Source organism: Kribbella albertanoniae (genome assembly GCF_004348455.1).
Taxonomy (GTDB): domain Bacteria; phylum Actinomycetota; class Actinomycetes; order Propionibacteriales; family Kribbellaceae; genus Kribbella; species Kribbella albertanoniae.
Genome location: NZ_SMKA01000358.1, coordinates 1 through 7,976 on the forward strand (window position 1 = coordinate 1; position 7,976 = coordinate 7,976).

The window sequence follows — 7,976 nt, forward strand, 5'->3', positions numbered from 1 at the left end:
GGTTTGTTGTCGGCGGTTGAGGTGGTTGAGCGGGCGGTGGAGGCAGCTCGGCGACTCGATCCGGTGCTGCACTTTGTGGACGAGCTTGATGCCGGTACGGCGTTGCGGCTGGCTCGGGAGGTGGATCCGGCGGGGGTGCTGGCCGGGGTGCCGTTCTTGGTGAAGGCTCGGACGCCGCCGGGGTCGCCGATTCTGGAGCGGTTGCTGGCGGCGGGGGCGATTCCGATCGGTACGGCGACGCGGGCGCGGCCGGGACCGGGGTCGCAAACGTATGGGTGGAACGGGCGTGAGTACACGCGGAACCCGTGGGATGTGACGCGGTCGCCGGGTGGGTCGACTGCTGGGGGAGCGGCGGCGGTTGCGGCGGGCGTCGTACCGCTGGCGACGGGAGGTGATAGTGGTGGGTCGCTCCGGATCCCGGCGTCGTTCTGTGGGTTGGTGGGGTTCAAGGGGACGTACGGCCGGGTGCCGCGGGCGGTGGGCCGGGCGTTCGGTGGGCTGACCACGGCCGGCGTGATCGGGGCGGATCTCGATGATGTGGTGCTGGCGACGAGTGTCGTGAGTGGACCGCACCGGCTGGATCCGACTGCGCTACCACACTGGCCGGTGCCGATACTTGCTGAGGGCCCCTTTCGGGTCGCGTATCTGTCCACCCTGAGCTACCCCGTTGATCCGGGCATCGACCAGCTCATTCGCGACCGGCTGTCGGTGGCTGAGGTGATCGACGTACCGCTGAAATTGCTTCCGACCGACGACGCCTGGCCGGTGTTGTCCGCACTGGACGCGGGGCGAGGTGTCGAGGCGGCGGACGTGCAGCGGGCGCGCGCCGTACGGGATCACAACAACACCGCGCTCGCCGATCTGTTCGACCGCGTTGACGCGCTGGTCACCCCGACCACGCTGACTGTTGCCCATGGCTACGATCAGTACAACTGATGGTGGAGTTGGAGCGGCCTTAGCTGGGGTGCTTGGCCCGCCATTCCTTCATGGTCTGCTCGAGATCGTTGTGCACGAAGGTGAAGAAGTCGGCAGCCTCGGACAGCCGGCGGCCGACGGTGGTGTCGGCGCCGAAGAGGTCGGCACCGTAAGCACTGCTCGCGGCCCACTCGGTCAGGGCCTGGTTGCGGCGCTCGAGGATCGCGGCGAAGACGTCCTCGCGGATCCGGTAGTGGTCCTTACGCGAGCCAGGCATCCGCTCCCGGGAGATGAATGACATCTGGATCAGCTGCCGGACCGCGCCGGAGACCGCGGGCTGGCTGATCTTCAACGTGTCCGCCAGTTCGGCCGCAGTCATGGTGCCGTTCGGGCTGACCAGCATCCGGCCCATCACCCGGGCAGACATCGTCGGTACGCCGCTGTTGGCCATCACACCCGCGAAGCGTTCGACGTACTGACTGATCTCTTCAGGGGTGGGCGCCATGATTGAACCTTACACAAACGAGCGCCCGTCCCCGGTTGCGGGAACGGGCGCTCGAAGGGTGATCAGCTGAGCTCGAGACCCGGGTAGAGCGGGTGCTTGTCGAGGATCTCCGCCGAGGCCGCGCGGGTCTTGTCGGCGACTCCCTCGGCCAGCACGTACTTGGCCTTGGACGGCGCACCGGCCGCGGTGGTGGTCGGCGTGGTCGAGGACAGGACGTCGACGATCAGCTCGGCCACGCGGTCGAACTCGTCGGCACCGAACCCGCGGGTGGTCAGCGCCGGCGTACCGATCCGGACGCCCGACGTGTACCAGGCGCCGTTCGGGTCGCGGGGGACCGCGTTGCGGTTGGTGACGATGCCCGCGTCGAGCAGCGCCGACTCGGCCTGACGGCCGGTGATGCCGTACGACGAGACGTCCAGCAGGACCAGGTGGTTCTCGGTGCCGTCGGTGACGAGCTTGACGCCACGCTTCATCAGCCCCTCGGCGAGGGTGACCGCGTTGTCGGCGACGGCCTGCGCGTAGGTCTGGAAGGACGGCTGGCGGGCCTCGGCCAGCGCGACCGCCTTGGCGGCCATCGTCTGGCTGAGCGGACCACCGAGCACCATCGGGCAGCCGCGGTCGACGGCGTCGGCGTACTCGGGCTGGCACAGCACCATGCCGCCGCGCGGTCCACGCAGCGACTTGTGCGTGGTGGTCGTGGTGACGTGGGCGTGCGGGACCGGGTCGAAGTCGCCGGTGAAGACCTTGCCCGCGACCAGGCCGGCGAAGTGCGCCATGTCGACCATCAGGGTCGCGCCGACCTCGTCGGCGATCTCGCGCATCTTGGCGAAGTCGACCTTGCGCGGGTACGCCGAGTAGCCCGCGATCAGGATCAGCGGCTTGAACTCACGGGCCTTACGGGCGACCTCGTCGTAGTCCAGCAGCCCGGTCTCCGGGTCGGTGCCGTAGGAGTGCTGGTTGAACATCTTGCCGGAGATGTTCGGGCGGAAGCCGTGCGTCAGGTGACCGCCGGCGTCCAGTGACATGCCGAGCATCTTCTGGTCGCCGAGCGCCTTGCGGAGCTTGATCCAGTCCTCGTCGGACAGGTCGTTGACGTGCTTGGCGCCGGCCTCGGCCAGCGTGGGGGACTCGATCCGCTGGGCCAGGATCGCCCAGAAGGCGACCAGGTTGGCGTCGATCCCGGAGTGCGGCTGGACGTAGGCGTGCGGGGCGCCGAACAGTTCACGGGCGTGGTCGGCGGCGGTCTGCTCGACGGTGTCGACGTTCTGGCAGCCCGCGTAGAAGCGGTGCCCGACGGTGCCCTCGGCGTACTTGTCCGAGAGCCAGTTGCCCATCGTGAGCAGGGTGGCGGGGGAGGCGTAGTTCTCGCTCGCGATCAGCTTCAGCGAGGAGCGCTGGTCGGCCAGCTCGGCCTTGATCGCACCGGCGATGGTCGGCTCGACGGAGGCGATCACCTGCAGGGCGTTGTTGTACGCGGCCGACGCTGCGGCGGCGTCGAAGGGCTGATGAGTCATCGATGTCTCTCCTGCGGTTGCAGTGGTTCGAGGCACCCAGGCGCACGGTGCCAACGCTTTTCGCTCCCCGGTGGTACTCCACCTCAGCGCGCCAGTCGCGACTCGCTCACCCTATCGTGCGCTCGACGATCTCCCGGAACGGTGTCGTGCGTGGCAGCGTCCCGAACACACCACCCCAGTCCCCGGCCAGCCGCGACGCCACGAACGCGTCCGCCACCGCGGGCGTCGAGTACCGCACCAGCAACGACGCCTGCAAGCACAACGCCATCCGCGCCGCCAACCGCCGCGCCCCGGCCTCGGCACCCTCGATATCCGACAACGCCTGCAGTACGTCGTTCACCGCCGCATCCAACCGGTGATCCGCTCCCTGCGCCGCCCCAACCTCCAGCAGCCAGGCCTCCAGCGACTCCGGCCTGCGCAACGCGCGCAGTACATCCAGCGCGTTCACGTTCCCCGACCCTTCCCAGATCGAGTTCAACGGCGACTCCCGAAACAGCAACGGCAGCCCCGAATCCTCCACAAATCCGTTCCCGCCCAAACACTCCAACGCCTCCGCCACCATGAACGAAGTCCGCTTACAAACCCAGAACTTGGCCAACGGCAACCCAATCCGCCTGAACGCAGCTGCCTGCTGGTCGCTTGAGTCAACAGCCGCTGCTAAGCGCATGGCCAGGGTGGTTGCTGCTTCGCTCTCGATGGCCAGGTCGGCCAGGACGTTGAGCATGGCGGGTTTGTCGGCAAGCAATCCTCCGAAGGCGGAGCGGTGTTGGGTGTGCCAGGTGGCTTCCACCAGGGCTCTTCTTTGGAGCGCGGCGGAGCCCAGTACGCAGTCGAGGCGGGTGGCGGCGACCATTTCGATGATGGTGCGGACGCCGGCGCCCTCGTCGCCCAGGCGGTAGCCGACGGTGCTGTGGAACTCGACCTCGCTGGAGGCGTTCGAGCGGTTGCCGAGTTTGTCCTTCAGCCGCTGCAGCGCGAACGTGTTCCGGTTGCCGTCAGCAAGCATCCGCGGAACCACGAAACAGCTCAGCCCGTCCGGCGCCTGGGCGAGCACGAGGAAGACATCGACCTGGGGTGCCGAGCAGAACCACTTGTGACCGTCGAGCAGATACGCATCGCCGGTGGGCGTGGCGGTGGTCAGGTTGGCCCGGACATCGGAACCACCCTGTTTCTCGGTCATCCCCATCCCGGCCAGCACGCCACGCTTGGCTGCCCCGGGCAACCGTCGTACGTCGTACTCGGTCGAAGCCAACTGCGGAATCCACTCGGCCGCGAGCCGCTCGTCGGCCCGCAGTGCCGGCACCGCGGCGTACGTCATCGAGATCGGGCAGCTGTGCCCCGGCTCGACCTGCGACCAGAGGTAGAAGCCCGCCGCGCGGGTCAAATGCGGGGAATCCTGGGAGCTCGTCCACGGCGCTGCCTGCAGCCCGAAGCCGACGGCCTGCTCCATCAGCCAGTGCCACGACGGGTGGAAGTCGACCTCGTCGACCCGGTTCCCGTAGCGGTCGTGGGTGCGCAGAACCGGTGGATTCTGGTTCGCCGGGAGCGCGTGGGAGCGGGCCTCCTCGGACCCCGCCACCTCCCCGATCCGGACCAGACCGGGGTCCGCGGCGAGGTCGCCGTACGGGCGCAAAGCGTCACCGAGGGCAGCATCCCGGGTGAAGAAGTTCACCCCCTGGAGTGGGGGAGCCTGGTTCGTTACCGCGAAAGGGTCCGCCATATCAGTACGGTAAGCGGTATGGCACGTTCAGGGGCAGGGCCCACGGGTGGGAGCTCGGTCTCCTTGGCATGGGTCCGCAAGATCCCCTCGACGATCTGGAAGCTGCTCACCCAGACGGTCGGAGAGTGTCTGCGCTACCGCGTCACCGGCCTGGCCGCCGAGGGCGCGTTCTTCGCGATCCTCTCGCTGCCGCCGCTGATCTTCGGGCTGGCCGGAAGCCTCGGCTACATCGCCGACCGCTGGCTGAACGTCGTCCAGATCGCACAGATCAAGCTCGAGATCGCGGAGCTCGCCGCGCGGGCGCTCACCGACGACTCCGTGAACAGCGTCATCGTGCCCACCCTGGACAAGGTGCTGAACGGCGGCCGTCCGGATGTCATCTCGATCGGTTTCGTGCTCGCCCTGTGGTCCGGCAGCCGTGCGCTGAACGTCTTCGTCGACACGATCACGATCATGTACGGGATGGGCGGCAAGCGCGGGATCGTCCGGACCCGCGCGCTCTCCTTCAGTCTGTACAGCATCGCGCTGGTGATCGGCGTGATCGTGCTCCCGCTGGTCCTGGCCGGGCCGGAGGCGGTGGACCAGCTCCTCCCACCTCGCCTCGACTTCCTCAACCAGCTGTACTGGCCGGTCGTCACGATCCTCTCCGCAGGCTTCCTGAACACGCTCTACCACGTGTCCGTGCCGGTCCGGACGCCCTGGGTCTCCGACCTGCCGGGGGCGTTCCTGGCGCTGTCGATCTGGATCCTGGGCAGCTTCGTGCTCCGGTGGATCCTGCAGAGCACAGTCGGCGGTACGTCGATCTACGGTCCGCTCGCGGCACCGATCGCCGTACTGATGTGGCTGTACATGACCACGATCGCCGTACTGATCGGTGCCGCCCTGAACGCTGTCGTGAACCGGCTCTGGCCGGCGAAGACCCGCGAACCGGCGCTGCCGAAGTTCGCCGACGAGGACGAGGTCGAGCCGGTGATGAAGGCCGAGCCGGATCCGCATCACCACGGCGAGCCGGATCTCGCGGAGCCGGACCATGCGGAGCCGGATCTGCAGCGGCCGGAGTTCCAGCGGCCGGAGCTGGCGGTGGCGCGCCGGATCGAGCGGCTCTCCGAACACGCGCCGGCGAAAGCCCCGGTTGCGGAGGCCCAGCCGCCTAAGGCCGAAGCCGAGCCCGCCGCTGAGGCTGAGGCGGCGGCTGAACCGGAGCCCGCGCCGGCGGTGACGGAAAACCCGGTGCGCACGACGAATCGGACGACATAGGCTGGTCGCGTCGCGATCACCGGTCCTCGATCAGGACCCGCCTGAACTGGAAGGGAGGCACCGCCGCCATGAGCCACCTAGAGGCCTACCACCGGGCCGTTGTCTCCCGTTCTGTCCGTCCGCTGAGCTGACCTCGCGGCCGGACCTTCCGAAAGGTTCGTCATGTCCGTGACACTGCAGGCTCTGGGACTCGACAGTTCCACGGCCGCTTTCTTCGAATCCGTCCCGACCGAGCTGGTGCCGGGACGCGTCGCCCGGGTCGACAAGGGCCTGGCGACAGTTCTCACCGAGGACGGCCCGGTCCGCGCCTCGTGGTCCGGCGGGCTCCTCGGCGCGATCGCCGGTGATGCCCACGCAGCGCCCTGCACCGGGGACTGGGTGGCGCTGCGCCATTGGCCAGACGACCGCATCACCGTTGAGTCGCTGGCCCCACGCCGTACGGCGATCGTCCGCGCCGAAGTCAGCGGTACGTCGAAAGGCCAGCTGCTGGCCGCGAACGTCGACGTGATCGCGATCGTGGTCGGCCTGCATCCCGAGCCGAACATCGGCCGGATCGAACGCTTCCTCACGCTCGCGTGGGAGAGCGGTGCCCGGCCGGTCGTCGTACTGACGAAGGCCGATCTGGTCGGTGATGCCGACGCCGTGGCCGAGGATGTCGCGGCGGCCGCGCCCGGGGCCGACGTACTGGTATGTAGTACTGCGACCGGCGCGGGCATGGATTCCGTGCGCGAACTGGTGGCGGGGGATGCGACGCTGGCGCTGCTCGGGTCGAGTGGCGCGGGCAAGTCGTCGCTGGTGAATGCGCTGGCCGGCGTGGAGCTGCTGGACGTCCAGGAGATCCGCGAGGACGGCAAGGGCCGGCACACCTCGGTACGGCGTGAGCTGGTCGTCCTGCCGGCTGGTGGCGTGGTGATCGACACGCCGGGGCTGCGGGGGATCGGTCTGCAGGAATCGGGTGAGGGGCTGGCGGCGGCCTTCCCGGATGTGACCGGGCTGGCTGAGAACTGCCGCTTCAAGGACTGCTCGCACGACGGCGAACCGGGGTGCGCGGTGAAGGCGGCGCTCGAGGACGGGACGCTGCCGCACCGGCGGTACGAGAGCTGGGTGCAGCTGCGTAAGGAGGCGGCGTACATGGCGCGGCGCTCGGATGTGCGAGCGCGTGCGTTGGCGAAGAAGGAGTGGGTGCGCGCGAGCAAGTCCTACCGCCGGGACATCAAGCCTCGGTAGGTCCTGACATGATCCTCGGTATGGATCGTGCCGTCTTGATCACCGGTGCCTCGCGTGGCATCGGTGCCGCCACTGCCCACGCCTTCGCCGCCGACGGCGACCGGGTTGCCGTCCACTACAGCTCGTCTCGCGAATCCGCCGAGAAAGTGCTCGCCGCTCTGCCAGGCAGCGGGCACGTCATGGTGCACGCCGACCTGGCCGACCCGGACGCCGTGCAACGCATGGTCGACGAGGCCGCGGCGGCGCTGGGGCGCATCGACGTACTGGTCAACAACGCCGGCGTCTATCACCCGCACAAGATCCGCGAGACGACGTACGAGGAATGGCAGCAGGCCTGGGCCGACACCCTCGCCGTCAACCTGATCGGCCCCGCGAACGCCACCTGGTGCGCAATCCGCCACATGGGGCGCGGCGGCCGCATCGTCAACGTCTCCTCCCGCGGCGCCTTCCGCGGCGAACCCAACCAACCCGCCTACGGCGCCTCCAAAGCAGCCCTCGTCTCCTTCACCCAGTCCCTCGCCAGAGCCCTGGGCCCCGAAGGAATCGCCGTCACCGCCATCGCCCCCGGCTGGACCACCACCGACATGGCCGCCGTCAACCTGGCCGGCGAAGGCTACAACCGCCGCCGCCTGGAAAGCCCCCTCGAACGAGTAGCCGCCCCCACCGAAGTAGCAGCCGCCATCCTCTACCTGGCCACCCCCGCCGCCGAATTCGCCACCGGCACAGTCCTCGACTTCAACGGCGCCTCCCACCTCAGGATGTAGCGCACCCTTCCGTGGGTCTGAACAGGAACTGGCGGCCGTGAACAAGCTATTACCTGTTTACGCCCACCCCGGAC

The 7,976-nt window shown here is 68.6% G+C and carries 7 protein-coding genes and 1 riboswitch; of the genes, 4 read left to right on the top strand and 3 right to left on the bottom strand.

The genetic code is table 11. The features are described 5' to 3' along the window. Positions 1-936 (top strand): amidase family protein (locus tag E1261_RS41220; RefSeq protein WP_132415202.1); only part of this gene is annotated, 936 nt, incomplete at its 5' end. 19 nt (positions 937-955) lie between these two features. Here E1261_RS41220 and E1261_RS41225 read toward each other — a convergent pair. From E1261_RS41225 to E1261_RS41235, 3 genes are all read right to left on the bottom strand, one after another. Continuing rightward, positions 956-1,420 carry a GbsR/MarR family transcriptional regulator gene (locus E1261_RS41225; RefSeq protein ID WP_132415203.1) on the bottom strand — a complete coding sequence of 155 codons (465 nt, stop codon included), beginning with the start codon at positions 1,418-1,420 and terminating at the stop codon, positions 956-958. A 62-nt stretch (positions 1,421-1,482) separates the two neighbouring features. After that, positions 1,483-2,934, bottom strand: coding sequence for a glycine hydroxymethyltransferase (locus E1261_RS41230; RefSeq protein WP_132415204.1), 1,452 nt, complete (start codon positions 2,932-2,934; stop codon positions 1,483-1,485). Between the two features lie 27 nt (positions 2,935-2,961). Further along, positions 2,962-3,043: riboswitch (ZMP/ZTP riboswitch) on the bottom strand. Then, the gene (locus E1261_RS41235; RefSeq protein WP_132415205.1) at positions 3,041-4,654 is read right to left on the bottom strand and encodes an acyl-CoA dehydrogenase family protein; all 1,614 of its coding nucleotides are present in this window, start codon (positions 4,652-4,654) and stop codon (positions 3,041-3,043) included. It overlaps the preceding riboswitch by 3 nt. An 18-nt stretch (positions 4,655-4,672) precedes the next feature. On the opposite strand from E1261_RS41235, the gene E1261_RS41240 reads away from it, so the two are divergent. The 3 genes from E1261_RS41240 to E1261_RS41250 all read left to right on the top strand — a co-directional run bounded on the left by E1261_RS41240 (position 4,673) and on the right by E1261_RS41250 (position 7,902). After that, positions 4,673-5,911, top strand: a complete 1,239-nt coding sequence (locus tag E1261_RS41240) for a YihY/virulence factor BrkB family protein (protein ID WP_132415206.1) — start codon at positions 4,673-4,675, stop codon at positions 5,909-5,911. Positions 5,912-6,073: 162 nt separating this feature from the next. Next, the gene (gene rsgA, locus E1261_RS41245) at positions 6,074-7,138 is read left to right on the top strand and encodes a ribosome small subunit-dependent GTPase A (RefSeq protein WP_132415207.1); all 1,065 of its coding nucleotides are present in this window, start codon (positions 6,074-6,076) and stop codon (positions 7,136-7,138) included. Positions 7,139-7,158: 20 nt separating this feature from the next. Continuing rightward, positions 7,159-7,902 carry an SDR family NAD(P)-dependent oxidoreductase gene (locus tag E1261_RS41250; RefSeq protein ID WP_132415208.1) on the top strand — a complete coding sequence of 248 codons (744 nt, stop codon included), beginning with the start codon at positions 7,159-7,161 and terminating at the stop codon, positions 7,900-7,902. Positions 7,903-7,976 lie beyond the last annotated feature (74 nt).